The following is a 25,655-nucleotide window of genomic DNA, read 5'->3' on the forward strand; positions in this document are numbered from 1 at the left end:
CCGTGCTCTCAGAAAACTGAAGGAAAAGGGGAGGAAAGTCGGCAAACTCCGAAAGTTATGTCGATAACTACGACTGCATCGCTCTGGAACACCTGACCATCAAACCGATGGTCGAATCGCTGGAGGCAAAACTCCGCGGCAGATCCAAATCTATTCTCGATGCCGTGATGGGCCGGAGGGCCGGAGCGGGAGAAGCCGGAGGCTTCGACTCGCGTGGTACAAAGCAAGAGAGTTCATACGCTACAAAGCTGCGAATGCTGGTAAGTATGTCCACATTATTGATCCGGCCTACACGACCCAGGACTGTTTCCTCTGCGGGCACCGGGAGAAGAAAGACCTCTGGCAGCGGACCCATGCCTGCCCGGTCTGCGGCTACACAGTCCCCCGGGACCTGAACGCCGCACAAAATATCCTGAAACGAGCATCCGTAGGGTGGGGCACACCCGAATCGACGCTTGTGGAGATCGGGACCGCTACACCGCCAATTCCAGCGGTGCAAGTCCCGGTCGACGAAACAAGAATCTCCCGGCTCTAGCCGTGGAGAGTGTCAAAGGTCCCGCCCCGACGCGGGGACGATCCGGACGTTCATCTTCTCCGAGCCGATGATCAGGATGCCCTCCCCCGGCTGGAAGTTGAGAAGGTCTTTCTCGCTCACCTCGAAGAACTTGGCGTTCTCCTGGGCCTGCTTCTTGTTCTCGGCCCGCATGCAGAACTTCACGGCGATGTTTGCGAGGATCTCCTCGTTGAAGTGGGCGATGAGCTGGGACGCGAGGATCAGCGAGACCCCGAACTTCCGCATCTCCGTGGCATACTTGTTCAGCACCGCCTTGATCGACGTCTTCGAGCCGCTCTTCTGGCTCACCAGGAGTTTCGCCTCGTCGACGATCACAAAGAGCCGGAACTTCTCCCGCTCGTCCTCGGTCCCGCGCGGGATCTCGCCGGTCGCCTGGAGGGTATAGTAGATCCGGCGGAGGAAGAGGTCTGCAAAGAGATAGCGCAGGTTCTCCGGGAGGGCGTTTAAGTTGATATGCGTGATCCCGCCGGATAGGATCGTGGGGATCGAGATCTTCTCCTCGCCCGAGAAGAGTTTGTAGTCGAAGATGTCCTCGAGATAGGCCGGGATCGCCTCGTCTTCGCAGTTCATGATCTCATCCTCGATGTCGTCGAAGTCCAGCACCCGCGTCCAGGTCTCGGTCTTCCCCGTAATCCCGGAGGCCCGGTAGCAGTCCTTGATAATGTTCTTGATCTTCCTCCTCTGCTGGATGCCGAGCGTCGGGAAGTTGATCGATATGGCGTCGACGAAGTCGGAGGTGGCCCGGAGCGGTGTGATCTCGTCGATATCAGGGTCGAGTTCAAGCGGGTTGAAGTAGTACTGCCCGCCCTCGCGGATCTTGTAGGACCGAATATCTCCGCTGCTCGCGGCCATGTCCCCGTGAAAGTCGATCAAGACGACCGGCATCGCCTTTGTGGCAAGTTCGGAGGCGACGCACCGGATCGTCTCGGTCTTGCCGGCCCCCGAGCCGCCGAGGATGATCATGTGGCCGTTGTTGAGCAGTCCCGGCGACCAGTTGACCCGCCGCCCGTCCTGTGCGTGGCCGAGGAAGACGTCGAGGCCGCCGGAGCGCAAGGATTCCGGCGCCGGGGCCGGCGTCGGGGCAGGTGCGGCAACCCGGCGGCGGGGTGCGGGCGGCGGCACGGGTGGAAGCACCACCTCCTCCACCGCCTCTTCTTCCTCGTCGTCGGTGAAGATTGCATCGTCCCACTCGTCCTCCGCCCCCTCCTCGACCGGAGGCACGGGCGTCGCAGCCGGGACCTCTTCAGAGACGGGGTGAACCTCTTCTTCGGGAAGAAGCGGCTCCGCCGCCGGGGCCGGGCGCTCGGTGACGATCTTCGCGGCAACGTCGGCCATCAGCGCCCGCCCGAGGTCGCGGAGGCGTGCATCATAGAGGGTCCGGTCCTTGATGATGAACCGGGAGAGATCGACCCCGTCGTCCTCGCGCACCACTTCAAGGACGTAGATTGCATCGGCGAGCCCGGAGAGCACCCGTGCCAGCTCGCGGCGGTGGGCCGGCGCCGCCCGGATACGGTCGTAGTCTTCGCCGCAGGAGAGGTAGCGTAGAACGGTGAACGTCGAGTGGAACGACTCAAGGAGCATGTCGTAGTATTCCCGGACCTCGGGGTCGATCGTCTCGAGCACTCCCTTGAGGATGTACGCGAACTCCGGCGGGAAGGTGTAGACAACGCCTTCAGCCCTGGGCTCGTCGAGGTCGTAGGCGTAGGCGAGGACGGCGCACCCGGCGGCCTTGAGCCGGGCGGCGAACCGCTCGCACTCCTCGTAGAGGCCGGGACAATTGTTGAGGAGAAAACCGACGAACGTTTCTTCGGTGCGGGGGAGCGTGGATGGGAAGGTCTTGTTGAGATACGACCCCTTCACGGTCCCCGCGAGGAGAGCCGGAACGACCCCGTGGATCTCGCAGGCAAGATCCCGGATATTCAGCGCTCGAATCCGGGCCTCCATCAACGGCCGGGCGATCGCTTCCCCCGCAGGGGTCGCCTTGATCACCGTCGTGCCGTGCCAGGAGACGGACTCGATGAGGCCGACATGCGCGAGCGCAAAGAGCGGCCCCGACGTATAGGCGTAACAACTCTGCTCGACCACGCCCTCCCCCTCTCCCCGGGACGACGAACTGTTCAGGGCGATGTGAATGTAAAGGAGCGTCTCTACGATGTCGCGAACCTCCAGCGTCCGGAAGTCTCGCAGGTATTGGACGACGGCGGGAGGGAACGACTCAACCAGAGCCGGGATCTCGGTATCCACGTAGCCCATCGCTTTCAGTGCTTTGGTAAGGTCTGTTGACACGGGTTCACCAGAGGATGCGTTCTCGTGGCGCCGGAGTGCCCCGGGCCCCCAGTTGAGAGCAGATCGGGGTCGATGCTGTCATGGTGCGCTCTACGGTACCGCTTCACACGATGCGGGTCTCGGGGCAGCCGCTTCTGTGAAGCAGGCGGTTGAAATAGTTTTGCTCTGTAGCCTATTAAATATAGGCTATTTACAAAATCAGCCACATCTCGGCGGAATACTCGCGTACCGGAGGAGACGGCAGGGAGTCCCTCCTCCAGCCCTGCGCGAGAGAAGACCGATTCCGTGCCCGCGATCCCGGGTGTCTTATCTCCCGCAAAATCACGTATCTCCACGCGAATCGATGGAAAATCCTTTTGAATCTCCCTACCGTACGCATACTGACATTTTTATATTATTAAAATTATATATATTGGTAGTCGAGGAAGGTGCCCCGTGACTACCCTTACCGAAGAACAGCGAGTGACTATCCTGATGGCTCTCCTTGCCGTATCAGTCTTCCTGACCTACTACTTCCACGCAGTCCTGATGCTCGGAACGGTCTTTTCGCACTTCTTCTACATCCCAATCATCCTGACCGCGCTCTGGTGGGAGAAGCGGAGCATACTGGTCGCCGTCTTCCTTGGTGGACTCGTCGTCGTCAGCAGCCTCCTCTACAGGCCGGACCTCCTGACCCTGAACGATTACGGACGCGCCCTGATGTTCGTCGTCATCGCCTTCGTTGTCGCCTCCCTCTCAGAGCAGCTCAAAGGGCGGGAGCGGGAGGTGAAGAAACAGAGAGACCTCATGCAACGCTACCTGGACGTGGCGGGCATCCTCTTCGTCGTCATCAACGCCGACCATACCATCCGGCTCATCAACCGTCACGGTTGCGAGTTGCTCGGCTACCGGGAGGCGGAACTGCTCGGAAAGGACTGGTTTACAACCGTCGTCCCTGAAGCATCCCGGGAGGCTCGGCAACAGGTCTTCGATACCGCGATCGCCGGCGGAACATCTTTTTCCGGCCAGCGGGAGAACCCGGTCGTCACGCGGAGCGGGGAGGAACTTGTCCTTGCGTGGCAGGACACGGTGCTTGCCGGAGACGACGGCAGGTCGACCGGGATCATCGGCTCGGGGGCCGATATCACCGATAGAATCAAGGTGGAGGAGGCGCTGCGGTCGGCCCACGACGAGGCAAACCTCTACCTTGACATCATGACCCACGACATCAACAACGCGAACGCCGTCGCTCTCGGCTATACCGACCTGCTCGTCGAGGGGCTGGAGGGGAGAGAGCAACAGATGATCCGGAAACTCAGGGGCGGCATCAGCCGGAGCATCGAGATCATCCAGAACGTCACAACGATCCGGCGGCTGCACTCTCACGAGACGGCAACGAGACCCGTCGATCTCGACGCTGTCATCAGGAGGGAGATTGCCCACCATCCCGATACCGAGATCGTCTACGAGGGAAAGCCCGCCTGGGTCATGGCCGACGACCTCCTCCCGGAGGTCTTTGCAAACTTGATCGGCAACAGCATCAAATTCGGGGGGTCCGGGGTCGAGGTCGTTGTCCGGGTCGAAGAGAGCGATGGGGCGGTCGAGGTCTCGGTCGAGGATACCGGGCCGGGGGTGCCCGACGAGGTCAAACCCCTCCTCTTCTCCCGGTTCGTGCGCGGCACGAGCGCCAGAAGCGGGAAAGGGCTCGGCCTCTACATCACGAAGATGCTTGTTACGCGCTACGGCGGCCGGATCCGGGTCGACAACCGGGTGCCGGGTCACCCGGAATGCGGCGCGGCGTTCCGGTTCACCCTCCTCCGGTGTGGCCGACCGTGGGAGCCGTCCCTGGCCGCTGCATCGGCAGCGGCCGGCCGGGCGATCACCGCCAGATCCTGACCGGGTCGATGGCGGCGTCGACGATCAGGGAGAAGTCGAAGGTATCGAGCCAGCCCGCCTTTGCAAACATCTGCATGAAGCAGACGCCCACGACCTTCGCTTCCGGGTGGGTGCCGACGACCGCACGCACCGATTCTTTCGTGACCGGGACACCCGGCATCGCAAGCCCGCCCATCAGGACGATCACCTTCGGGTCGAAGCGCCCGGCGGCTTCCGAGACCTGCATCCCGACGTTTCCGACAGGCCGGAGGACCTTTGCTGCTGTCTCATCCACGTACGGCACGTAGACCTGCTCGATCGGGAGATCCCGGACGGCGAACCCCAGGAGTTCGATGAACGGGGTGCAGGTGCCGGGGCAGCCGTAGTAGACGACCTGGTCGCCCTCGTTGAGCCCTGCCTCCTTGAGATACGCTTTGAACGGCCGGAGCATGCCGGGGACGCCGGAGAGTCGCTCTTTTAATTCCATGAAGGTCTGGTTGTCGCCGGGGGTATATACCGGTTCTGGATGGGGCGGAATCAGAATCCCGCTTCAACCGTCCAGTCCAGCCACTGGGCCGACCGGAGTTCCTTCGCCGTCGCTTCATCGACCCCGTAGACATTCCGGTAGAAGTCCAGCACCCATTCGTGCACCCGGATATCCGCGAACCGATCCGGGTAGGCGGCCTTCGCGATCACTATCGCCTCGATCGGGTACTCGAGCCGCTTCGCCCAGTTGTAGGGTGTCCAGGGGAGGGCGTAGACCCGTTGGTTCTTCACGGCGGAGAGTTCCTGCAGATTTTGGTAGTAGGGAGCGGTATAGAGTTCGCTTGCCGGATGGTAGCCCTGGGCGGTCGGGAGGACGATCACGTCGGGGTCGAGCGCGAGGATCTGTTCGATCGATACGACGACAAACGCCCCGGTCCCTTCGTAGGCGTTCTTTGCGTTCGCGATATCCTCGATGAAGTACGATTCGATCGTATCCCTGCCCCAGGCCATCCCGGCACCGCCGCCCTGCCGGGCGCGCGGCGAGAGGCCGAGCTGCATCACGCGGGGTTTTTCATGCTCTGAAACGTTCGCCGTCCGCTTCCGGATCTCCTCCATCTGATCATCCAGGTAGGTCGCAAGCGCATCGGCATCCGCCTCACGCGAGAAGACCTCACCGACGAGCCGGATCTCCTCGCCGATACAGTCAACGTTCGGGCTCTCCTGGAAGGGGGGGCCGACGAGGATGACAAGAGGGATACCGAGGGACCCAATCGTTGCAACCGTCTTCTCAAGGCTCTCGTCCGACCCTGCCCTGAACGACGAGGCACCTTCGCGGAGGATGACGATGTCGGGGTCGAGCGAAGCAAGCGTCTCATAATTGATCCCGGTGCCGCTCGCGACGACCTGTGGGAGACCGGCAAGTTCCGGGACCAGGTAGCCGACCGGGTTCATGCCGCCGGAGTAGTCGTCGATCGTCCCATCCGTCCTCTCGAAGGAGTAGTTGTAGGTCTTCTGGCAGCAATCGCCGCCGAGGCCGGCGATCCTGTCCTGCATGTCGAATCGGTAGAGAAGCCCCTCGACGAATCCGTCGTCGATGACGACGACGCGCTCGATGGTTGCCGGCAGTTCCACCGCCCTGCCGCGCATATCCGTCACGATCCGGCTCCCGTCCGGCTCCGCCGGTGCAGTATCCACAGACGTCCCCGTGCACCCGCAGAGGAAGGCAAGAGCAGCAAGGCAGACGGTGAGCAGGAAAGGCCCTGCAGGAATTTGGTTACGAGTCATGCTAAACGGTTGGAGCAAGTAGCACAAAGATGTATTCATTTTACACCAATGGCGTGAATAACAGACGTGCATGGCATCAATTGTTACCATTTATATAATTAGTAATACAGAGAGATGAGATACTGCACCGCCCGCACGGGAGGAGATCACATGACAGAGCCCAGAGACTTCAACAGCCTCCTTAAGAAGTTCGGTTACGACACAGCCGGGGGGTTCGACGAGGGGAGAAAGATCGCCGTACTTCTCGGGCTTGCCGCCGTTCTCCTCGCAACAGCCTCGGTCGCGGTCGTCCTCGGCGCCTACGACATCACCGTCGCGGACGTATACAAGACCATTCTCGTCCATCTCACGCTCGGCGACGTTGAGGGGCTCCCAAAACTGCACAACACCATTATCTGGGACATCCGCGTGCCCCGGATCATCCTCGCCGTCTCGGTCGGCGGGGCGCTCGCCATCGCAGGCGCCGTCTTCCAGGGGGTCTTCCGAAACCCCCTCGTCGAACCCTACATCCTCGGCGTCTCGTCCGGGGCCGCATTCGGCGCAGCACTCGGGATCGTCTTCCCGGCGATCTTTATCTCGATTCAGATGCCCGCGTTCGCCTTCGGCGCACTCGCCGTAACCCTCGCCTATCTCCTCGCCCGAAGCAGGGGCGAGACGCCCATCGTCACCCTCATCCTCGCCGGCGTCATCATCGGCTCGATCTTCTCCGCGTTCGTCTCGCTCCTCAAGTACCTGGCAGATGACACGGCGCTCCGCGAGATCGTCTTCTGGTTGATGGGCGGGTTCTACTACGCGACCTGGGACGATGTCATCCTCCTCGCCCCCGTGGTCTTCATCTGCTTCATCGTCCTCTGGGCGCTCTCGTGGAAACTCAACATCCTTTCGATGGGCGACGACGAGGCCCGGGGGCTCGGGGTCAACCCCGAGAAGTACAAGTTCGTCGTCATCGCGCTCGCGACCGCCGTCACGGCATTCGCCGTCTCGCTCGTCGGGATCATCGCATGGGTCGGGCTCATGATGCCCCACGCGGCGCGGATGCTCCTCGGACCGGACAACCGCTTCGTCATCCCGGCATCCCTGATGATGGGGGGGTGTTACCTGATCGTCTGCGACACCCTCGCACGGACACTGACGAGCGCCGAGATCCCGGTCGGAATCCTGACCTCCATCCTCGGGGCGCCGTATCTCTGCTACCTGCTCCGCAACAAGGGCAGGGTGATCTTCGGGTGACTGCCATGCTTCACGTCCAGGACATTCGTTTCGGGTACGGGGGCACCCCCGTGCTCTCGGGAGTCTCCTTCTCCGTCGGGAAAGGAGAACTCTGCGGTCTTTTCGGCCCCAACGGGTCGGGAAAAACAACGTTATTCAAGTGCTGCCTGCGGTTCCTCAACGCAGAACGGGGTAGCGTGCTGATGAACGGCGAAGACGTCGAGCAGTGCACCGTCGAGCACCTCGCACGGCTCGTCGCCTACGTGCCGCAGGAGCACAGGCCGCCGTTCCCCTACCTCGTGCGGGAGGTCGTCCTCATGGGCAGGACGCCGCATCTCGGCGGGTTCTTCGGGGTGAAGAGGCGCGACAAGGAGATCGCGATGGACGCGCTCGCTACCCTCGAGATCGGGGATCTCGCGGATCGGCCCTACAACCACCTCTCCGGAGGCCAGCGGCAGATGGTGCTCATGGCCCGTGCGATCGCGCAGGATACACCGGTCCTCTTCCTCGACGAACCCACGAGCGCGCTCGACTTTCAGAACCAGATGCGGATCTGGCAGATCATGCGCGATATCGCCGGGGAGGGAAAGACAATCCTCGCCTGCAGCCACGACCCAAATCATGTCGCGTGGTTCTGCGACCGGGTCGTGGTTGTGGGCTCGGGGTCCGTCGTGGCCGAGGGAAGGCCGGAGGACGTGATCTCGGAGGACGTGCTCGCGATGATCTACCAGGACGCGTGCACCGTCCGGATGCTCGACGGCGTCCGGATGGTGATGCCGCGCTGCGTGGCGGAGCGGCACGAGAAACAGGGGAGCGAACTTCCCCTCCGCGGCAGATCCTTTACCGGGGTGTTCGGTGAGGCGGACGCCGGAACATGAAACGGAGCATGACAATGACGTACACAAATATCGACTGGAACAGCGTCTGGAAAGTCCTCTACGAGAAGAATACAGAATGCCGGGGAACCGGGGAGTGCGCCTCGCTCTGGGCGTCACGGGAGAAGGCCCGTACGTTCCTCGCACAGTCGCGACAAAGCCCCGAAAGGATCGGCTACGTGCTTGACAGCCTCCCGCTTGAGGCCGGGTCGACGGTGCTGGACGTCGGCGCCGGGCCCGGAACGCTGGCCGTTCCCCTCTCGCGCCGTGTCGCCCGCGTGACCGCCGTCGAACCGGCGGCGGGGATGGCCGACGTGATGACGGAGTATGCCGGAGAAGAGGGCGTATCGAACCTTGATATCGTGCGAAAACGCTGGGAGGAGATCGACCCGGCGACCGATCTCGACGGCCCCTATGACCTCGTCATCGCGTCCTATTCCCTCGGAATGCCGGATATCCGGGCCGCGATCGAGAAGATGTGCGAAGCCTCCTCACGATGGGTGTACCTCTTCTGGTTTGCCGGGGCGACCGCCTGGGAGCAGGCGATGGTCGACCTCTGGCCGAAACTGCATGGAAAGGAGTTCCGGTTCGGCCCAAAAGCCGACGTCCTCTTCAACGTCCTCTACTCGATGGAGATCTACCCGCACGTGGAGACGATACGAAGGGAGCACGTCCGCAGGTTCCCGGATCTCGATGCCGCCGTCGACGAGTTCCGGGAGCAGTACCGGGCAACTTCCCCGGCACAGGAGAAAATTCTCCGGGAGTACCTCTCCGCGATCCTCTCGACGAACGGGGACGGCCTCATGCACTCGGGAATGATGACCCGGATGAAACTCTGGTGGGAGGTCGACGGGTGCCGGTGAGAGAAGGGTGCCGCAGGATCGGTGCCGCCCTCCTCCTGGCGGTCCTGCTGGTCCTCTCCGCGGGATGCACCGGAGCGGAGCAGTCCGGGGGAGGAACGGGGCCGGGACCAGATGACGCCGGGTACCGGACGGTCGTCGACTCCCGGTGCGTCGAAGTCCAGGTGCCCGCGAAGGTCGAGCGGGTCGTCACCGTCTCCGACGGTCTCGTCGAGAGCACGATGCTCGTCCTCGGCGAAGAGGAGAAGATCGTCGGGGTCGGGTCGTCCTGTCTCCAGAGGGTCTTCAACTATACCTACCCGACCGTGGGCGGGGAATCTTACGAGTACCGGGACGGCATGAACCCGGTAACCTACCTGAGTCCCGGGATCCGCGACCTCACGAGGGTAGGAGAGTCGGGCGCGGCCATCAACTACGAGACGCTTGCCGGGCTCGACCCGGACGTGGTGATCCTCCGGGTCGGCTCCTGCACGCTCCGGTCGATGGACGACGAAGGTGTGCAGAAGGCCATCCGGACGATCGAGGCCCTCGGGATCCCGGTCGTCGTCCTCAAAGCCCACCCGTGCTTCGACGAGCCGGACCTCTCGACGATCTCCGACGAGATCCGGATCATCGGCTCCGTCTTCGGGAAGGAAGAGAAGGCCGGCGGACTCGCAGACTACCTGGAGTCCACGACCCGGATGGTCGTCGAGAGGACGAAGGATATCCCGGATGCCGGGAGACCGACCGTCCTCATATTCGGGGCATCGCCGACCTCCCGGAAGGCTGGGGGGGCCGGCAACGTGAAGGGGACCAACACGGTTGAGTCCTACTTCATCGAGGAGATCGTCCACGCGAAGAACGCCTACCGGAATACAGGGAGCCCCACCATCTCGGCCGAACAACTCCTCGCCCTCGACCCCGACATCATCGTACTCGGCACGGCGAACGGCTACCACCCGCCCGTGGAACTCTACTCGGCGCCCTACTACCAGAACGTCGACGAACTCTCGGCCATCAAGAACCGCCGGGTCTCATCGTTCCCGTGGGAGCCCTGCAACTGTGCCAAACGCCTCGAGTACCCGATCGATGTGATGGTGATCGCGAAGGCAGCCTACCCGGAGCGGTTCGCCGACGTCGTTCTTGAGGAGTGGCTCCTTGAATTCTACGAGAACGTCTACAACGTGGATCGGGTGACGGCAGAGGGCCTCCGGTCGGCACAGTGGATGGACTGGTGCGTGGAGAGGTGCCCTACGTGCGGGTGACCATAACGGGTGGATGGAACAAAGACCGGATAACCCAGGTCTATCCTGGTACAGGATGTTAGGATGTTGAACGGTTGTAGAAGAGAATAAGGAAGTGAAAAACAGTATGAAGATCGCTATCTGCGGCAAGGGAGGCAGTGGAAAGAGCACCATTGCCGCGCTGCTTGCCCGCGAGTATGCACGGAGGAGCCGTGCGGTGCTGGTCGTCGACACCGACGAATCGAATCTCGGGCTGCACCGTCTCCTCGGGGTGGATGCGCCTTTGGACCTTATGGGCTACTTCGGGGGCAAACGGGCGATGACGGAGAAGATCATGGCGGCGATGCCCGCCCTATCGTCCCTGGACCTGGTGGGGGAGACGTGGACCATCGACGATCTCCCCCCCGGCCACGTTGCCCAGAGAGACGGGGTCCGGCTCGTCGCCATCGGGAAGATCCACGACGCCGACGAGGGGTGCGCCTGCCCGATGGGGATGCTCGCCCGCCAATTCCTCGAACATCTGGACACCGGCGGCGACGGTGTCGTCATCGCCGATACGGAGGCCGGGATCGAGCACTTCGGCCGGGGCGTCGACCAGGGGGCCGACGCGATCCTGATGATCGTGGACCCGTCGTTTGAGTCGCTCCGGCTCGCGGAAAAGGTCAGGGATATGGCGGCACGGATCGGCGTCCCGCTCTACTACATCCTAAACAGGATCGACCTCTTCTCGGCCGCTCGGCTGCGTAAGGGGTTGCCCGACTCCTCGCGAATCGTTTGCGAGATCCCGCAGGACCCTGCAATCCTTGCCGCGGGTCTCGACGGCCGGGCGCTGGATATGCGCCACCCCGAGATCGCCGCGCTCGCGGACGTGCTGGACGGCATACTGGGGGTGAGGTCGTGATCCTCCGGCCCAGTCAGCGGGAACAGGTGCTCCCGCTGCCGGTTGCGCTCATCTCGACCGTCTCGGAAGGCGGCGTGAGAAACGTCGCTCCCTGGTCGAACCTGACCCCGATCCTCCGGCCCCTGGACGAGATCGTGCTGGCTTCCTGGATCAAGCGGGACACCCTCGACAACATCCGCGCCACGGGAGAGTTCGTCGTGAGCATACCCACGGCATCGATGGTCGATGAGGTCATGATCTGTGCGCGGAACTATCCGCCGGACGTAGATGAGTTCGAGGAGGCCGGCCTTGCGCCCCGGCCGTCGGTGAAGGTCCGCCCGCCCGGCGTCAAGGGGTGCCTGGCCTGGATGGAGTGCGTGCTCAAAGAGGAGATCGCCAGGAAGAACTTCTCGCTCGTCATCGGGGAAGTGATCCACCTCGAAGCCGACGACCGCTACTTCAACGATTCCGGCGAGATGGACTTCGAACGGGCACAGCCCCTCTCGGTCATGCTCGGGCGGGAGGGGATGTGGTTCACCCGGCCCATCCGGTCGGGACGGTTCGTCCATTATGTGGAGATGACAGCCGGCCGGACTCCGGTGCACCCGGATCAGAATACCCCGCACTCGGAGAGATGATAGAGCCTGCGGACCTGTTCGGCGGTCTCGTTCGAGACCACCTCCCGGATGCGGACGAGGATGGTCTCGACATCCTCTTCGGGCATGCACCCGAGGTCTTCCCGCCCTGAGAGGATCTGGTCGGCGAGGTAGCCCCAGTCCTCGTCCGAGAGGCGGCCGACCCGTTCTGCAAAGTCTTCCTCGTCCGCAGAGATGTGATTTGAGACCGGCGGGAGGATCGAGTGGAACTCGTGCCCCGACTCCGGGCAGAGGATGCCCTCGTATTCAGGCGCCAGTTTCCGCAGAATAGCAAAGTCTTTCTCGTCAAGTTCACGTGCCATGGTTTCGTCTGCTCCAGGGGCTCTGATACTCCATCCGGCCTAAAAATCTTCGCTCGCTACGGGACTACGACTCCGAGAGGAGTGTTCCCGCCCGCGCGATGTTCTCCGTCCTGGGTTCCTCAAAGAAGAGCGTAACCTTCTCCGGGTCGACGCCGAGCGTCCGCGTTATCGCGGCGGTGATCTCGTCTGCGAGTATCCGTTTCTGCTCAAGCGTTCGCCCCTCAGCCATACGGATGGTCACAACCGGCATGGTTTCTCAGAAAAGTGTGAGACGGAGCAGTATTTATCACTGCGGGAAGGTGCCGGGCAGGCAACCAGGGGCGGGGTCCCGTCGTCCGGCATGCCTCCGGCGATCGTGAGTTCTATGATCTCCCGGACCATCTGCCCGAAGGTCTCCCGCTGCCGGTTCGCACCCGTGATCACGGCAGCCGCACCATGGATCTCCCGATCGAGTACCTCGCCGAGTGCCTGCCGGGGGTCGTTCCCGGCCGGGACGCACTGGAGGAGGAGCGTCTCGGACCCGGGCCGGCCGTCCCGCGCTCCCGCCGCGAGCACATGCAGGTCCGCGATATCGTCGGCGATCTGCATCGCCCTCCCGACAGAGAGACCGTACTTCGCGAACTCGGCAACGACCGGCCCCTCCGCTCCCGCCGCCATGGCCCCCCAGGCAGCGGCGAGCGAGAAGAGGCACCCGGTCTTCTGGCTGATGATCGCATCGTAAAGGTCAGTCGCCGGGATCGCCGGGAGGTGCGGCCACCCGAAGATCTCCCGGGCCACGCCCCGGGCCATCTTCTGCTGGACCGATGCGAGCATCGCCACGTATCCGGCACCGTAGGGGGCGACGAGCGCGTACGGGAGGGCCAGGATACCGACGGCGTCGAGGACCGCACGACCCTCCCCCCGGGTGAGGTGGAGGGAGGGAACGCCCCGTCTGACGATGTCACCGTCCAGCATATCATCGAGGATGAGGCTTGCGGCGTGGGCGAGTTCGACGGCACAGGCGAGGTCGAGCGCCTGGTGGTTGGGTGCCGTCGCCCAGGTGAGATCGGCGTGGATGCGGAGGAGGAGCCCGGCGCGCATCCGCTTCCCCTTGATGAGGAGCGGGAGGACGCCCGGATCGACCTCGCCCGTGCCGTTCGCCACCTCCTCGATCCGCCGGTTGACGGCAGGCCTGATCCCCTCAAGGAACTCGCGAAACGGTATCATGGCTCATCACTCCCGGGACCCATCTGCTCCCCGTTAAGATGCCCCGGCGGTAAAAAAGGTGTGGTCGATCTCACGTCACGGGTAGCTTCATTGGCGAGAAGACCCCTGACCCTTCCGGTGACGTCATGCCGGTGAAGTTGAGGGGGGTGAATGAGCATCGAGAGAGCGATAGGACGCCTTGAGGTCGGCGATCCGTTCGGGGACTGGCTCGCAGGCGTCCTCGGCGACCGGATGCAGGAGTGGTGCGGCGGCGTCCGGGTCTACCGGATAGAGCCCGCATCGCATATTGTCTGCCGGTACGAGTTCGCCGGCACCGCATTCAGCGTGGTCGGCAAGTTCTTCGGCGCGCCGACGGGTGCGAAGACACGCTACGACGCGGACGCGGCGATGAAGCACGAGTTCGACCGGCTCCGGCGCGCAGCCGGATGGATCTGTGTCCCTCGCGCGCTCGCAACAAACAGCCGGTTTCACTCGGTCCTCGTCACCGAGCACGTCCCGGGTCTGCCGATACGGGATCTCCACGCGGCGGGGGTCTCCCTCTATGAACCCCTGACCGGCGTCGCGCATCTGCTCCGGCGGCTCCACGACAGTACGCGGACCTCCTGCAACCGGGCGCGCGATTTCGCCTACTTCCACGCGGTGCTCGACCAGACCGGCCTCGCGGAACCTCTGCGGGAGCGGTTCAACCGCCTGCTCGGGACGTGGTGGCGCAGCCCGCGGATCGGCCCCGACGCCGGCTGCATGGTCCACGGCGACGCCACGCCCGGCAATTACCTCTTCGACGGCAGTGTCTGTGCGATCGACTTCGAGGGGTCCCGGGACCACGCGCACCCGGTCCGCGACCTCGGGATTCTCGCCGCGGAACTCAGGGCATCGGGTGGGAGCACTACGACTGCCGAAGACTACATCGGCCACCTGCTCTGGCATTACAGCCGCGATGAGGAGGAGTTCCGGCACCATACCGCCGTCCTCCCCTTCTTCATGGCGCTCGGCTACCTCAGGATAGCCCGGCTGCCCTGGCGGACGGGAGAGCGTGACTGGCTTCTAGCGGAGGCGGAGGCGTGCCTTGCCGCAAGCCCCGGGTAGCGGGGGTTCTCTTCGACTGCTATGGGACGCTCATCGATGTCCTGACCGATGAGCGCGATATCACGACCTACCGGTGCCTCTCCCGGTGGCTCCTCTACCAGGGTGTCTGGATAGCCCCCGAACGCCTGCGGGCATGCTACGCCGGCCGGGTGCGGGAGGCGGCCGAGCAGACCGGAAAACGCTATCCCGAGGTGCGGGTCGAGGAGGTCTTCGCCGGCATCTGCGCTGATTACAGCGTATGGAAGGTCGATACCGAGCGGCTCGGCGTCGAGACCGCCCGGGCGTTCCGGGCCGCGTCGCTCCGGCGGCTCGACGTCATCGAGAAGAGCCGGAGGCTGCTCGACTACTTTGACACGGAGAAGAAGGGGGTCGTCTCGAACGGGCAGCGGGTCTTCTCGGAGCCGGAGATGCGGGTGCTTAACCTCTACGACCGTTTCGATCTCGTCGTTTTCTCCTCCGACACCAGGCATCAGAAGCCGGACCCGCGGATATATACGGCGACTCTCGGACGGATGGGGCTTGCCGCCCCGGATGTCCTCTTCATCGGGGACAACCCCGAGAACGATATTACAGCACCCCGGAGGCTCGGGATGCAGGCGCTGCACGTGGAGGAGGCATGGAGACGCTACGGGACATAAGGCGGCAACGCGGCGGGCAGGAAGGAGTTGAAAGACCGGCAGGCAACTCAAGAGCATCCCTGCCCGGGGATCCGCATGCCGCTCTTACGGTAACTGCGCCCTGATGTGCTGCACCGTCTCGGGGTACTGCCTCCGAAGCCGGTTGGTTTCGAGGTTCTCCCTCACGATCCACCTGATATCCTGGTCGTCGAGGGTCGCGAGCTGCCGCAGGTACTCAAAGCCGATCCCGGGAAGGGCGATGATGACCAGGCTGAGCGTGGAGCCGAGCGACTTTCGAAGCGCGCGGAACGATTCCGACTGCCGCTCCTTTGCCATATAGACACGGATCAGGGTCTTGCGGTGGAACCGGAGTGCTGCCTCCGCGAGCTCCGGCTCAACGAGCAGATCCGGTTCGGCAACGCCTGTGACCGCGGCCCGCATGGCGAGCCAGGACCCTCCTTCCACCCAGCCCTCCAGCTCAGGGACCGTCATGTCTCGCTGCCTGGAGAGGAGATCCTGGATCGCCAGTGCCACCGCCTCCCTGACCTGCCACCGTGGATCGACCGACGTCTCCGCGAGATGCGTGAGCGCCGCCCCGGCACATGCCGGCGATACAGACCCAATCGCCCCGATGCCCCGAACACCGCAGAACGAGAGGAACTCATGCGGGTCACCTGTCGGTGCGTCCTCAGGGGAGATACAGGCAAGCTCGACACAGAGGGTCCACAGGACCTGGCGATCGTCGGCATCGGCAATTGCAAACTCCCTCACGGTCTCGCTGAACGCCCCTGCGAGCTCCAGGTTTTCCCGGGGCCCCGGCAGGTTGCTTCCCGCGACCAGGTAGGTGAGGAGATCCTCGGCGTTCCCGCTCGCGAGGAAGCTCACGAGCAGCCTGGCGACCTCCCTGATATAGGTCTCTTTGCGGGTCATTGTCCGCAGAGATCAACGACCCGCAGACAGTAAAAATGATCCCTACCGGGCGGTCAGGGTTGCGACGAAGGCGTCGAGTGCCGCGTGAACGTTCTCGCCGTTCCGCGCGGAGATGAAATGCACCGCTTCCCCGGGGAGAACCCGGCGGATAGCCTCGGGGACCGCGCCCGGAGAGTCACACTTGTTTGCCATGAATGCGAGCGGCACATTGAGGGACTTCAGGCTGTCGTAGAGGTGCTGTGTCGTCGCGTCCACCCCTGTGGTTGCATCAACGACGATGATCGCGCCGTCCATTCCCCGCGAGAGGACCTGCCGGACGAACTCGAACCGATCCTGCCCCGGCGTCCCGAAGAGGTAGACCGCGCGGTCTCTCACCTGCAATCTGCCGAAATCGAATGCAACAGTCGTGGAACCTTCGTTCGAGGTTGCTTCGATGTGGCGGCTCCGGGGATCGAGTGCCTGTATGAAACTGGACTTGCCTGCGTTGAAAGAACCGAATACGACAATCTTGAGCCTGCCTTCTGCCATCAGCCCTGTATTGGCATCGGAACGTTTTATGGTTTCGCTATAGCGGCGCCGTGGCGAGGATAGAACCGTTCCCGGGCCAGGGAGAGGATATTCCTTTCCACCCGGGGTCCAGAAGAGGAAGGAATTGACACCGGGAGAGGACGGAACCTCCGGTCCCCAACTCCGGGGCTCATGCTCCGGTTCTGCGAACCGTCCCACGTCCCGGCAATCGCGCTCCGGAACGTCGCACCCTGCGGCCAGTCGCCGTTCGCCCCGGGGGTGCAAACGGCCTTCGCTGCTGAAAAGAGATATACCGCCAACTCCAAGGTACCGGTATGGGTTCGGAGGAGACGGATGCCGTCGCGCAGGAGATCATGACCGCCCTGGACACCCTCTTCCTTGCGGAGAAGCAGGCAAGACTCCAGGTCTCCGCTCTTGAGGGGCGGCAGTACCCCCTGGCCGCGACGTTTGAGATGGTCCAGGAGATGAAGACCGGCGGCGCCATCGAGGAGCTCCTCGCCGGGTTTGGTTTCGAATACTACACCATCGACGACGATGCCGAGCTCTGGATCTCGGACGAACACGGGTTGATGGTCTTCCTCTCCTTCAACGCCCCGGACGGGCGGTATTACAACTACAGGGTCGTCGCGTTCGACGTTGTCGGCGAGGACGAGGAAGAGACCGCGTGAACCGAACGGGCGACGTGCACCCTTCACCTGCCGTCCAGAGAGAGGGGCGCGCCAAGCACTATATACCGTAAACGAGATCTGATCTGCACTATAAGAGTTGGTGGCATGAAGATGGAACGTTCTGTAAAACGCCTCATGGAAGACAGGGAGAGACGGGGTGAGGAGAATCTCGGCAAATATATCGAGCAGCTTCTGCATGAGAACATCTCCTACCGGTTACGGGCGGCCGAGGCGCTGGGGGGATGCGCCGATGCCCGGGCGGTCGAGCCGCTGATCGCCACCTTGCACGACAGCGAGAACGAGGTTCGCTGGGTCGCGGCGCAGGCGCTCGGGAAACTTCGCGATGCGCGGGCGGTCGAACCGCTCCTGCCCCTCCTCATCGACCCCGACCGCTGGGCGCGGCGCGGCGCTGCCTGGTCGCTCGGTGAGATAGGCGACCTCCGTGCGGTCGAACCGCTCCTGCCCCTTCTTACCGACAGGAAGAAGGACGTCAGGGTTGCCGCCGCCGATGCACTCGGCAAACTGCGCGACCAGCGGGCTGTCCCCGTCCTCTCCGCCGCGCTCGAGGGCGAGGAGGAGCCGGAGGTCAGGACGGCTCTCCGTCGCGCCCTCCGCGAGATCACCGGCGAGGCGAGTCTTTGACCGGATGGAACGAAGGGCAAACGAGGCTCTTTCGGTACTACCCGGAGGACTTCGGTGCGCTCCCCGTGCAGGTCGCCCACATGGATCTCGTCTTCGACGTCTACGACGGCCACACCCGGGTCGTCTCCGCCCTCACCGCCCGGACCCGTGAGACGCCGCTCGCATCCCTCGCCCTGAACGCCCGGGACCTGGATATCCTCCATGTCGCGTGTGACGGCTACACCGTTGCCTACACCTACGATCGGGACGCCGCGCTCCTCACCGTCACCTTCGACCCCCCCGTCCCACCCCGGACCCGATTCACCCTCGATACCGAGACGATCTGCCGGCCGAGCAGCCATGTCCTCGAGGGCCTCTACTATGACGGGTCCTGCCCCGCCGGGCAGCCCGTCCAGATCACCCAGTGCCAGCAGTGGGGGTTCCAGCGGCTGGTCCCCTGCCTCGACGACATGACCGCCAAGTGCACCTACACGACGACGATCGTCGCCGATGACGGGTATACGCATACCATATCCAACGGCGACCCGGCAGGACCGCGGCTCCCCTGCGGCCCCGGCCGATCCGTCCAGAGGTACGAGAACACCACGACACCGATGGCTCCCTACCTCTTCTTCCTCGGGGTGGGATGTTACGACACCTACCGACGGGAGTTCGAGTATCCCGACGGGCGGACGTTCTCCCTCGAACTCCTCACAAAACCTGGTTCCGATCCCGGTGCGGCAGAGCATGCGCTCGATATCCTCGCAGATGGGGTGATGTGGGTCCACCTCTTCACCGGCCCCGCCCGGTACCGCGACCGGGAAGTCAGGGAGGAGATCTGGCGGCTCACACGGGCGCGGGACGCGGCAAAGCGCTCCGGGGAGACCGGTGCCCTTGAAGCGGTGAGGAAAGAACTTGCCGGGCTCGTTGTGACCATCACCATGGGGTACGCCTACACCGGAGCGGTCTACCGGGAGATCGCCATGCAGAACTCCGACTTCGGCGGGATGGAGAACGTCGGGAACACGACGATCGCCGCAAACCGGCTTATACCCGGCACGGACGTGACCGACCCGGCCTTCGAGTACATGGTCAGGGTGAAGGTCCATGAGTATTACCACAACGAGAACGGCTCTGAGGTGACGGGGAGGAGCCCGTTCGAGATCTGGCTCAACGAAGCCGTGACGGTCCACATCGAGAACCAGCACCACGCCTTCTTCTTCGGCGAAGCCTACTCCCGCCTCCAGACCGTGCTCGACCTCCTCGAGCCCGGGGCCGGGACGCTCGTCCTCGACCGGGGCGCGGGCTCGATGCCGATCGAACCGGACGGCTTCAACGATCCAAACGACCTCATCACCGGCGTCACCTACGTCAAGGCCCCCGAGTTCGTCAGGATGATCGAGACGCTGATGGGAAAGGAGAGGTTTGCAGAAGGGCTCGCCCTCTACCACGACCGGTTCCGGCACGGGAACGCCTCGCGCGACGACTGGATACACTGCATGGAAGAGGTCGCAGGAATGGGCTTTTCGGGAATGGCGGCGGTCTGGCTGAAGGAGACGGAATACCCGGTCCTCACCGTGACCCCCGCCTACGACCCGGCGGCCCGGAGGTTCACCCTCGCCTGGCGCCAGAGCCGAACGCCTGGCGGCCGGACCTGGGAGTTCCCGTTCCGGTTCGCGCTCGTGGATGCCGAAGGCCGGGACCTCGCGGACCGGACCATCCGGGTTGCGGCCGAGGACGGGAAGATCAGCCTCGACGACGTCGACCTCCCGGCGTTCCTCTCGCTCAATCGCGGTTACTCCTTCTACGGGAAGGTGGCATACCGGCCGCCGGAGGACGAACTCTACCTACAGGTGCGCAAAGACACCGATATCGTCGGTCGGTTCACCGCGTTTCGTGCGCTCGCTGACCGGGAGATGGTACGGCTCCTCGAGGACCCGGGCGCGGCCATCCCGGCACGCTTCGTCGACCTCTGCATCGCGCTCCTCGCCGACGACCGTCTCATGGAGGAGGCGGGCGGACAGTTCCTGACCGTCTTCCCGTCGGTCGAAGACGAGCGGTTCAGCCATCACTACCGGGCGCTCCACGACGCCAGAAAGAAGATCTTTTCTGCCGTCGCCGCCCGTGGCCGCGATACCCTCCTTGCAGTCTCCCGGCAGGCGGCGACGGGCGCCCCGGGGGGGTCGGGTTGCCTGGAAGAAGAGGCCGGAGCGATCCGGCGGCGGCAGAGGAAGAACGCCAGCCTCGCGTTTCTCGCGACCCTCGATACCCCCGAGGTCCACGAACTGCTCCTGTCCCGGTTCCGGGAGGCGACGGCCGCAACCGATCGCCTCGCCACGTTTCGGCTCCTCCTCGAGAGCAGTGCCCCGGAGCGGCTGGAGATCCTTGCGGCGTTCGCCGCCGGGTCGGCGAAAAGCCCTGTCGCGTGGGAATCTTTCCTTTCCACGGTCGCCGCGAGCGACTGCGACGACCTCGTCACGATCCTCCGCGGGATAGAGTCCTCGCCCGCCTTCTCGATCGAGCAGGCCGACCAGCAACGGGCGCTCTATGGGCGGTTCGCGCTGAACAGGAAGCGGTCGCTTGAGACCGATGAGGGGCGGGCATACCTCGGGGAGATCCTCCGGCGGCTTGCCCCGGTCAACGAGTACAGCACCGTCCGGGCGCTGGACGCGTTCGCGTTCATCGATGCGATGGAGCCCCGCCACCGGGTGCCGGCGGCAGGCGTGCTCGCGGACCTCCTCGCCTCCCTCGACCCGGACGCTTACCCGGCCGTCTATAACAACGCCCGCCGTTTCCTCCTCGGCGCCCCGGCGGCAGCCCGGGCCTACGAGGCGGAGCACGGGAAGATCCCGGCGCTCCGCGGTCTCAAAATCTGATTCACCCGTACTCGAGGATCAGCCCGACGCCCGTCTCACGGACGTTCGCGACCTTTGCGAGTGCAACCTTCGCCGCAAGGTCGGTGCAGTGGCAGGGGTGGAGGGCTGCCGGCTGCACCTCCGAGAAGTAGTCGACGACCCCCTGGATCCGCTCCGGCGGTGCGTCGAGGAGGTGGAACCCGCCGATGACGTCGGCGACCCGGTCTTCGCCGCAGACCTCGCGCGCCTGCTCGATTATCGAACAGACGCCCGAGTGGGAACACCCCGTCACGACAACAAGCCCATCGGGGGTCTTGCAGGCGAGCGCGGTGTCGTCAGCGATGGTGTCGTCCCGGATACCGTCGGGGGTGTAGATATAGCCGTGAGGAGGCGTCCGCTCGAACTCGAACCGCCGCTCGATCTCGCCAAGGAAAACCAGATTTTCGGTCAGCCAGAGGGGGGCCGCGGTAAGGAGAACCCTCCCGTGCCGGAAGAGTTCCTCGACCGAGAGGTGGGATCCGATCTCTCCCGCACCATCAAGGCTCCGGGTGAGGAAGGCTTCGGGGTGGGCGATGAATGTGGGCTCGACCCGTTCGTGGCCCTCGATGATCCCCTCGGTATGGAGCCGGAGCAGCGCGTCGAGACCCCAGGTGTGGTCGAGATGACCGTGGGAGAGGACGACCTCTTCGATCCGGAGGAGGTCGATCCCCATCTTCCGGGCGTTCTCCACGAGAATGCCCGAGTAGCCGGTATCAAAGAGGACGCGGGTTCCGCCGTCTTCGATGTAGATCGAGAGCCCGGGCTCCGCGAGGAAGTAGCGGTCGGTGAGGGTGGCGTTATCAACGAGGACTGTCAGTCTCATATGCAGCGCTCCCGGGGCCCCTCGAACGCTTTCCGGCCGTGAACGAATCCATGCAGATACTGGGAACGTTGCAGTTAAGAAGGTTTCCCGGGGGCGATCCACTGCGCCCGTTCTTTGAGCGCCCGGTTCATGAGCAGGAACCCGAGGTGGGTTGCCCGGAGGGTGTCGGTGAGGTCGACGACGGGCACCAGTAGACCGGTGAAGATCTCAGCCTGGACGAACCGGGAGCCGTCACCCTCGGGGATGATGGTAAACCGGTGTTCGCCGTCGAAGAGCCCTGCGATCAGGACCCGGCCGATCCACCGGAACTCGCGGTCTTTTGCGACCCGCAGCACCCTCGGCCGAAACCACATGCTCCGTCGCCCGGGGGGCCGGATCTCGACCAGAAGGCGGGTTCCCACCCAGAGCTTTCCCTCGATAGACCGGATGAACGGGTTCCATTCGGGGTAGGAGGTAAAGTCGGTCAGCACCCCCCAGATGATCTCGGGCGAGGCGTCGATGACAGTCTCGGCCCGGACTTCCCGGACCAGGACCCTGTGGGGTTCCGGCAAGGGTGCGGTCATACGCTCATCACGATCGCACCGGATGGACCGTAAGGGAGAAAAGGCTTTCTTTTCCGGGAATACCCGGCGTCGCCTCTTCGCGGCGGCCGGAGGAAAGAAGTCGTACCACGCGAAACCACTTCTTTGGAGTGATGCAGTATGGAAGCATCGGATGCAGTCTTCTCCCCCGGGGAACCGGAGGAACTGGAACCGCTCGGCCTCGCGGTGGGCGCGCGCCTCCCGATCGGCCGCCTGAAGGACCTGCAGGAAGATCACGGGTTAGAGGTCATCCTCTACTTCGATGAAGACCTTGCCCGGAACTCGACACTTACTGCGGACGTTACGGATTTCCGGATCGTCCCCGTGCATGCCCGGCCGTTCATGCCGCTCGTGGTCTTCCTGCAGGTGATGGCGGAGCGGGACCCCGAACTCACCCGCCGGATGCGGGAAGAGCCCCCGCTCGCCGAGGTCCTGGAGACCGGGACGATCGACCGCTACGTCGGGTGCGTCTGTTGCACAGCGCAGTACGTGAAGGCGCTCCTGCTCTAACCGCCGCCCTGGCGGCGGGTCGGCCTGCCGCGGGCGGTTGGGGCCCGGGTCCCGAGCTCGAATCCGGCGAGGACTCGCCGGCAGGTGCAATGAGCCCCCAGGTGGCAGACGGCGCCCCCCGTCACCTCGAACCGGAGCGGGAAGTCGAGCCCGGGGATCAGTTCCGGGAGGTCGCCGAACCCGAGCGTGATATGCGGTGAGTAGCGCTCATACGCGGAGATCTTCTGGAACCTGCGGAGGCAGTCGGCGGACGGTCCACTCACCTCTCCGAGAAAGTTCTCTGGCACGGCCGGGGGTGCCGAGTAGGGCGCTACCGCGTTCATCACGGTCTTGTGAAAGAGCTGGAGGATCTCCGGCCGGAGGATATGCAGGACGGAGACGGTCTCTCCCGTGCCTCCCCGGCGTTTCGCGATGGCATCGACGGTCATCGCCATGGGGGAGCACTGTCCGGCAATCCGGCCCACCTTCGTGACGATCTCCGGAACATCCTCACGCCGCACCGGGAGCATCGCAACAGAGATGTGCGGGAGGCAGTTCTCCCTGTCGAGGCGTATCCCTCCGTCCGGGTTGCCGGCAAGCAGTGTCCGGTTCGCGCTGATCGCCATATCCATGATCGGCCCGGGCGGCAGGAGGACGATATCGACGGCAACCGTATCGGGAAGTTCGTGCATGGGGCCGATCAGGTGGTGAGGAGAGAAAAGGGTTTTCCCCAATGGAGGATCACGGTTCCCGACCACAACGCTTCCAGCCCGTACCGGGCGCCGCTCACCACCTCACGCCGAAGACCGGCTCCTCCTCGACAATGTTGGTGATCCTCCGGACACTCGCCTCGACGGGAAAATTCTCTCCGCTGCAGAGCCCCATCTTGAGTTGTTCCAGGCCTGCAGCCACCGAATCATCCTTCGATTTGACGCCGTTCACCGTCACCCGGAACGTCAGCGTCACCAGCCACTGGATCGTCTCCATCTCTTCCCCTCCAGATGTTGGCGGTGTATACCGCCGGAGGGAGATAAAAGCAGCTCACGGTCGGGAGAACTCTTCGCCGGCCCCCCGGGCAACGTCATTCTCCCGTGCCGGTTCCCCTGCAAGCGGCAGATAGGACCGGGCAAGCGTGGTGAGGGAGGATCGGTGCATGAGAACGGAGAGACAGCGCGGGGGCATGGGCATACCGGGGTTATGATGACGCATAGGAGGTATAGAACGTGATTGGAAGCACACGTCGTTTTCGGTTACCCACCGGGTCGACCCGTCCTGCACTCTCCTCTCCGTATCCCGATCGTAATATACCATTATGATTATAAAAGTATTTTCGAGTACATAGACCTATCACGCAGAGTCCTGAGCCGGCAGGAGTCATGCACAACGGATATATATGAACATCAGCGATCCGGGAGCTCAAAGAACCATACCCGGAGATACTAGAGATGGTCCCGGAGTCCGCGACTGCCCCCGGGAGGGGCATGGAGAGGCGCACAATCGGCTGGGTACCGGGCGTGCTCATCGTACTTCTGGTGCTCATGCCGGCAACAGCAACCGCACAGGCCCCGACGGTAATCGTCTCCAACTACACCGTAACCCCCGCCGTCCTGATGCCCGGGGACGAAGGGACGATCACGGTGGTGCTCGCGAGCACTGCTTCCCCGGCCACGGGGTCCCCGCTCGAGATCCGGCTGGATGGCGGCACCGGAGGGACGAACACTTCGGCAGAGACCCCGGAGAACGCTTACATCGAGAATGTGCTCTTAAACGGCGAAGGAGTCAAGGTCCTGACCGGGAGTTTCCAGGAGATCGGTGAGATCGGCCCCGGCCAGTCCTTCCCGCTCACCTTCCAGATACGCGCCCCCGGAGAGGAGGGGCTCTACTTCCCGGAGGTCTGGGTCCGGGTGCGCGATGGAGCAGACGTGCGGTACCCGATACCGGTGAACGTCAACTCGGCATACGCCTTGATCAAGAAACCCGCGCTCCGGGTGGAGAGGACCGTCCCGGCATCCGTCGATCCGGGCGATCCCTTCAACGTCACGCTCACCATCTACAACGAGGGCCAGGCGAGCGCAAGCGACGTCTTCGTCAGCGTCAACGCGACCTCCGGCGGGATCACCCCGAAGAACTCGGAGAACTACTACATCGCCGAGCTCCGACCGGGAGGGGAGTCGGTGCTGAACCTGACCTTCGAGACCGACACCAACGCGCCGCTCGGACTTACACCGGTCCTCGTCACCGTCGACTACCGGAATGCCGACCGGACAGCCTTCCAGCAGGTGGCGACGGTCGGTATCCCCATTATCGGCCGCGCCGAGATGGGCATCGCCTCCATCAGGACCGAGCCCTCCCGGATCACCGCCGGGGACCAGGTGGACCTGACGGTTCGGATAGAGAACACCGGGACGGCGGACGCAGGGTCGGTCCGGGCAACCATCGAAGACCTCTCGCTCCCGGGTTCGAAAGAAGCGTTTCTCGGGACGATAGAACCCGGCAACGACGGTCCGGCCGTCTTCGCCCTGCAGGCCGACCGGGAGGGAGAGTTCCCCTACACCCTCACCATACAGTATACCGACGATTACGGGGCGCACACAACAGAGCAGGCCTTGAGCATGACCGTTGCCGAGTCGGACGCGCTCCCGTTCTTTGCCGCCGTGGCCGCCATCCTCATCGTCGCTGTCGTAGCCGCGGTCTTCTGGTACCGGAGACGAAAGGAGGAGTGA

26 protein-coding genes are annotated in these 25,655 nt (G+C 63.8%); 14 read left to right on the plus strand and 12 right to left on the minus strand.

Annotated features, from left to right (window positions below):
- Positions 1-547 precede the first annotated feature (547 nt).
- Positions 548-2,860: an ATP-binding protein gene (locus PLN84_RS00855; RefSeq protein ID WP_292384019.1), complete on the minus strand. Its 2,313-nt coding sequence runs from the start codon at positions 2,858-2,860 to the stop codon at positions 548-550.
- A 435-nt stretch (positions 2,861-3,295) separates the two neighbouring features.
- On the opposite strand from PLN84_RS00855, the gene PLN84_RS00860 reads away from it, so the two are divergent.
- Entirely contained in the window at positions 3,296-4,735 is a 1,440-nt protein-coding gene (locus PLN84_RS00860; RefSeq protein WP_292384017.1) for a PAS domain-containing sensor histidine kinase, read from the plus strand.
- Here the strand turns inward: PLN84_RS00860 and PLN84_RS00865 are convergent.
- Entirely contained in the window at positions 4,719-5,201 is a 483-nt protein-coding gene (locus tag PLN84_RS00865; protein WP_292384016.1) for a DUF2124 domain-containing protein, read from the minus strand. The two genes, PLN84_RS00860 and PLN84_RS00865, sit on opposite strands and share 17 nt — an antisense overlap.
- 50 nt (positions 5,202-5,251) lie before the next feature.
- Positions 5,252-6,484 carry an ABC transporter substrate-binding protein gene (locus PLN84_RS00870; RefSeq protein WP_292384015.1) on the minus strand — a complete coding sequence of 411 codons (1,233 nt, stop codon included), beginning with the start codon at positions 6,482-6,484 and terminating at the stop codon, positions 5,252-5,254.
- 150 nt (positions 6,485-6,634) lie between these two features.
- Between PLN84_RS00870 and PLN84_RS00875 the strand changes: the two genes are divergently transcribed.
- The 6 genes from PLN84_RS00875 to PLN84_RS00900 all read left to right on the plus strand — a co-directional run bounded on the left by PLN84_RS00875 (position 6,635) and on the right by PLN84_RS00900 (position 12,169).
- On the plus strand, positions 6,635-7,714 hold the full coding sequence (locus PLN84_RS00875; RefSeq protein ID WP_292384014.1) for an iron ABC transporter permease: 1,080 nt from the start codon (positions 6,635-6,637) through the stop codon (positions 7,712-7,714).
- Positions 7,715-7,719: 5 nt separating this feature from the next.
- Entirely contained in the window at positions 7,720-8,571 is an 852-nt protein-coding gene (locus PLN84_RS00880) for an ABC transporter ATP-binding protein (RefSeq protein ID WP_292384013.1), read from the plus strand.
- 14 nt (positions 8,572-8,585) lie between these two features.
- Complete coding sequence (locus PLN84_RS00885; RefSeq protein WP_292384011.1) at positions 8,586-9,431, plus strand: class I SAM-dependent methyltransferase; 846 nt, start codon at positions 8,586-8,588, stop codon at positions 9,429-9,431.
- Positions 9,422-10,672 carry an ABC transporter substrate-binding protein gene (locus PLN84_RS00890; RefSeq protein WP_292384009.1) on the plus strand — a complete coding sequence of 417 codons (1,251 nt, stop codon included), beginning with the start codon at positions 9,422-9,424 and terminating at the stop codon, positions 10,670-10,672. Before PLN84_RS00885 ends, PLN84_RS00890 begins: the two co-directional genes overlap by 10 nt.
- Positions 10,673-10,778: 106 nt before the next feature.
- A complete protein-coding gene (locus PLN84_RS00895; RefSeq protein WP_292384007.1) occupies positions 10,779-11,552 on the plus strand; it encodes an ATP-binding protein in 774 nt (257 codons plus the stop codon).
- A complete protein-coding gene (locus tag PLN84_RS00900; protein ID WP_292384005.1) occupies positions 11,549-12,169 on the plus strand; it encodes a flavin reductase family protein in 621 nt (206 codons plus the stop codon). Before PLN84_RS00895 ends, PLN84_RS00900 begins: the two co-directional genes overlap by 4 nt.
- On the opposite strand, the gene PLN84_RS00905 is transcribed toward PLN84_RS00900, so the two are convergent.
- The 3 genes from PLN84_RS00905 to PLN84_RS00915 all read right to left on the minus strand — a co-directional run bounded on the left by PLN84_RS00905 (position 12,142) and on the right by PLN84_RS00915 (position 13,695).
- Positions 12,142-12,489: a hypothetical protein gene (locus PLN84_RS00905; RefSeq protein ID WP_292384003.1), complete on the minus strand. Its 348-nt coding sequence runs from the start codon at positions 12,487-12,489 to the stop codon at positions 12,142-12,144. The genes PLN84_RS00900 and PLN84_RS00905 overlap by 28 nt on opposite strands.
- A 64-nt stretch (positions 12,490-12,553) precedes the next feature.
- A complete protein-coding gene (locus PLN84_RS00910; protein ID WP_292384002.1) occupies positions 12,554-12,718 on the minus strand; it encodes a tautomerase family protein in 165 nt (54 codons plus the stop codon).
- Positions 12,719-12,726: 8 nt separating this feature from the next.
- Positions 12,727-13,695 carry a polyprenyl synthetase family protein gene (locus PLN84_RS00915; protein WP_292384000.1) on the minus strand — a complete coding sequence of 323 codons (969 nt, stop codon included), beginning with the start codon at positions 13,693-13,695 and terminating at the stop codon, positions 12,727-12,729.
- 150 nt (positions 13,696-13,845) lie between these two features.
- Here PLN84_RS00915 and PLN84_RS00920 point away from each other — a divergent pair, with 150 nt between their 5' ends.
- The gene (locus PLN84_RS00920) at positions 13,846-14,781 is read left to right on the plus strand and encodes a phosphotransferase (protein ID WP_292383998.1); all 936 of its coding nucleotides are present in this window, start codon (positions 13,846-13,848) and stop codon (positions 14,779-14,781) included.
- Entirely contained in the window at positions 14,757-15,419 is a 663-nt protein-coding gene (locus tag PLN84_RS00925; RefSeq protein ID WP_292383997.1) for an HAD family hydrolase, read from the plus strand. Before PLN84_RS00920 ends, PLN84_RS00925 begins: the two co-directional genes overlap by 25 nt.
- A gap of 84 nt (positions 15,420-15,503) precedes the next feature.
- Here the strand turns inward: PLN84_RS00925 and PLN84_RS00930 are convergent, their stop codons facing one another.
- Together PLN84_RS00930 and PLN84_RS00935 are read right to left on the minus strand one after the other, a co-directional pair.
- Entirely contained in the window at positions 15,504-16,328 is an 825-nt protein-coding gene (locus PLN84_RS00930; protein WP_292383996.1) for a hypothetical protein, read from the minus strand.
- Between the two features lie 42 nt (positions 16,329-16,370).
- Entirely contained in the window at positions 16,371-16,856 is a 486-nt protein-coding gene (locus PLN84_RS00935) for a GTP-binding protein (protein ID WP_292383994.1), read from the minus strand.
- 314 nt (positions 16,857-17,170) lie between these two features.
- Here PLN84_RS00935 and PLN84_RS00940 point away from each other — a divergent pair, with 314 nt between their 5' ends.
- The 3 genes from PLN84_RS00940 to PLN84_RS00950 all read left to right on the plus strand — a co-directional run bounded on the left by PLN84_RS00940 (position 17,171) and on the right by PLN84_RS00950 (position 21,021).
- Positions 17,171-17,524, plus strand: coding sequence for a hypothetical protein (locus PLN84_RS00940; RefSeq protein ID WP_292383992.1), 354 nt, complete (start codon positions 17,171-17,173; stop codon positions 17,522-17,524).
- A gap of 105 nt (positions 17,525-17,629) precedes the next feature.
- Positions 17,630-18,166, plus strand: a complete 537-nt coding sequence (locus PLN84_RS00945) for a HEAT repeat domain-containing protein (RefSeq protein WP_292558893.1) — start codon at positions 17,630-17,632, stop codon at positions 18,164-18,166.
- Complete coding sequence (locus PLN84_RS00950) at positions 18,163-21,021, plus strand: M1 family metallopeptidase (protein ID WP_292383990.1); 2,859 nt, start codon at positions 18,163-18,165, stop codon at positions 21,019-21,021. The genes PLN84_RS00945 and PLN84_RS00950 overlap by 4 nt, the downstream gene beginning before the upstream one ends.
- A 1-nt stretch (position 21,022) precedes the next feature.
- On the opposite strand, the gene PLN84_RS00955 is transcribed toward PLN84_RS00950, so the two are convergent.
- Together PLN84_RS00955 and PLN84_RS00960 are read right to left on the minus strand one after the other, a co-directional pair.
- Complete coding sequence (locus PLN84_RS00955; RefSeq protein WP_292383988.1) at positions 21,023-21,862, minus strand: MBL fold metallo-hydrolase; 840 nt, start codon at positions 21,860-21,862, stop codon at positions 21,023-21,025.
- Positions 21,863-21,936: 74 nt separating this feature from the next.
- Positions 21,937-22,425, minus strand: coding sequence for an SRPBCC domain-containing protein (locus PLN84_RS00960; protein ID WP_292383987.1), 489 nt, complete (start codon positions 22,423-22,425; stop codon positions 21,937-21,939).
- A gap of 138 nt (positions 22,426-22,563) precedes the next feature.
- On the opposite strand from PLN84_RS00960, the gene PLN84_RS00965 reads away from it, so the two are divergent.
- A complete protein-coding gene (locus PLN84_RS00965; RefSeq protein ID WP_292383985.1) occupies positions 22,564-22,953 on the plus strand; it encodes a hypothetical protein in 390 nt (129 codons plus the stop codon).
- Here PLN84_RS00965 and PLN84_RS00970 read toward each other — a convergent pair.
- Together PLN84_RS00970 and PLN84_RS00975 are read right to left on the minus strand one after the other, a co-directional pair.
- The gene (locus PLN84_RS00970; RefSeq protein ID WP_292383983.1) at positions 22,950-23,624 is read right to left on the minus strand and encodes a hypothetical protein; all 675 of its coding nucleotides are present in this window, start codon (positions 23,622-23,624) and stop codon (positions 22,950-22,952) included. The two genes, PLN84_RS00965 and PLN84_RS00970, sit on opposite strands and share 4 nt — an antisense overlap.
- 94 nt (positions 23,625-23,718) lie before the next feature.
- Complete coding sequence (locus PLN84_RS00975; RefSeq protein ID WP_292383981.1) at positions 23,719-23,919, minus strand: hypothetical protein; 201 nt, start codon at positions 23,917-23,919, stop codon at positions 23,719-23,721.
- Positions 23,920-24,413: 494 nt separating this feature from the next.
- Between PLN84_RS00975 and PLN84_RS00980 the strand changes: the two genes are divergently transcribed.
- Positions 24,414-25,655, plus strand: coding sequence for a CARDB domain-containing protein (locus PLN84_RS00980; RefSeq protein WP_292383980.1), 1,242 nt, complete (start codon positions 24,414-24,416; stop codon positions 25,653-25,655).

This window comes from Methanoculleus sp., assembly GCF_035363275.1.
Classification (GTDB): domain Archaea; phylum Halobacteriota; class Methanomicrobia; order Methanomicrobiales; family Methanoculleaceae; genus Methanoculleus.

Bases quoted from the DNA above. Each gene is read 5' to 3' on its own strand.
- PLN84_RS00865 (WP_292384016.1), bottom strand. From the start codon at position 5,201: ATGGAATTAAAAGAGCGACTCTCCGGCGTCCCCGGCATGCTCCGGCCG.
- PLN84_RS00870 (WP_292384015.1), bottom strand. From the start codon at position 6,484: ATGACTCGTAACCAAATTCCTGCAGGGCCTTTCCTGCTCACCGTCTGC.
- PLN84_RS00875 (WP_292384014.1), top strand. From the start codon at position 6,635: ATGACAGAGCCCAGAGACTTCAACAGCCTCCTTAAGAAGTTCGGTTAC.
- PLN84_RS00880 (WP_292384013.1), top strand. From the start codon at position 7,720: ATGCTTCACGTCCAGGACATTCGTTTCGGGTACGGGGGCACCCCCGTG.
- PLN84_RS00885 (WP_292384011.1), top strand. From the start codon at position 8,586: ATGACGTACACAAATATCGACTGGAACAGCGTCTGGAAAGTCCTCTAC.
- PLN84_RS00895 (WP_292384007.1), top strand. From the start codon at position 10,779: ATGAAGATCGCTATCTGCGGCAAGGGAGGCAGTGGAAAGAGCACCATT.
- PLN84_RS00905 (WP_292384003.1), bottom strand. From the start codon at position 12,489: ATGGCACGTGAACTTGACGAGAAAGACTTTGCTATTCTGCGGAAACTG.
- PLN84_RS00910 (WP_292384002.1), bottom strand. From the start codon at position 12,718: ATGGCTGAGGGGCGAACGCTTGAGCAGAAACGGATACTCGCAGACGAG.
- PLN84_RS00915 (WP_292384000.1), bottom strand. From the start codon at position 13,695: ATGATACCGTTTCGCGAGTTCCTTGAGGGGATCAGGCCTGCCGTCAAC.
- PLN84_RS00920 (WP_292383998.1), top strand. From the start codon at position 13,846: ATGAGCATCGAGAGAGCGATAGGACGCCTTGAGGTCGGCGATCCGTTC.
- PLN84_RS00930 (WP_292383996.1), bottom strand. From the start codon at position 16,328: ATGACCCGCAAAGAGACCTATATCAGGGAGGTCGCCAGGCTGCTCGTG.
- PLN84_RS00935 (WP_292383994.1), bottom strand. From the start codon at position 16,856: ATGGCAGAAGGCAGGCTCAAGATTGTCGTATTCGGTTCTTTCAACGCA.
- PLN84_RS00940 (WP_292383992.1), top strand. From the start codon at position 17,171: ATGGGTTCGGAGGAGACGGATGCCGTCGCGCAGGAGATCATGACCGCC.
- PLN84_RS00945 (WP_292558893.1), top strand. From the start codon at position 17,630: ATGAAGATGGAACGTTCTGTAAAACGCCTCATGGAAGACAGGGAGAGA.
- PLN84_RS00955 (WP_292383988.1), bottom strand. From the start codon at position 21,862: ATGAGACTGACAGTCCTCGTTGATAACGCCACCCTCACCGACCGCTAC.
- PLN84_RS00960 (WP_292383987.1), bottom strand. From the start codon at position 22,425: ATGACCGCACCCTTGCCGGAACCCCACAGGGTCCTGGTCCGGGAAGTC.
- PLN84_RS00965 (WP_292383985.1), top strand. From the start codon at position 22,564: ATGGAAGCATCGGATGCAGTCTTCTCCCCCGGGGAACCGGAGGAACTG.
- PLN84_RS00970 (WP_292383983.1), bottom strand. From the start codon at position 23,624: ATGCACGAACTTCCCGATACGGTTGCCGTCGATATCGTCCTCCTGCCG.
- PLN84_RS00975 (WP_292383981.1), bottom strand. From the start codon at position 23,919: ATGGAGACGATCCAGTGGCTGGTGACGCTGACGTTCCGGGTGACGGTG.
- PLN84_RS00980 (WP_292383980.1), top strand. From the start codon at position 24,414: ATGGAGAGGCGCACAATCGGCTGGGTACCGGGCGTGCTCATCGTACTT.